This is a genomic window from Mesorhizobium sp. M1E.F.Ca.ET.041.01.1.1 (genome assembly GCF_003997355.1).
In the GTDB taxonomy this organism is placed as follows: Bacteria; Pseudomonadota; Alphaproteobacteria; order Rhizobiales; family Rhizobiaceae; genus Mesorhizobium.
Window position 1 is genome coordinate 1 of sequence record NZ_RZSL01001271.1, and the last position, 421, is coordinate 421.

Genomic DNA, 421 nt, shown 5'->3' on the forward strand with positions numbered 1-421 from the left:
GGTGCGCACTTCGCGCAGATCGTCGGCGATCGCCAGCAGCGCGCGCGAGCCGGGAAACAACTTGCCCTGGAAATCGGTGCGCAGGCCATAGCACATGACCGGGATGTTGAGCCGGTCGGCGATGCGGGCAAGCTGCCAGACCTGCTCCTCCTCCAGGAACTGCGCCTCATCGACGAAGATGCAATGCACCGCCGTGTGCTGGTGATGCTCGGCCACGCGGGCGAACAGGTCGTCGCCGTCCCGGAACATCTCGGCTTCCGTCTCCAGCCCGATGCGCGACGAGATCAGGCCGGTATCGCCCTTGCGGTAATGGCCGGCGACGAACAGCATCGTCGTCATGCCGCGCTCGCGGTAATTGTACGATGCCTGCAACAGCATGGTCGTCTTGCCGGCGTTCATCGTCGCGTAATGGAAATAAAGC

At 63.7% G+C, this 421-nt stretch carries 1 protein-coding gene; it reads right to left on the minus strand.

The features are described 5' to 3' along the window. The coding region (locus tag EOA38_RS38745; protein ID WP_127301698.1) for a thymidine kinase at positions 1-421 on the minus strand (421 nt) is incomplete at both ends.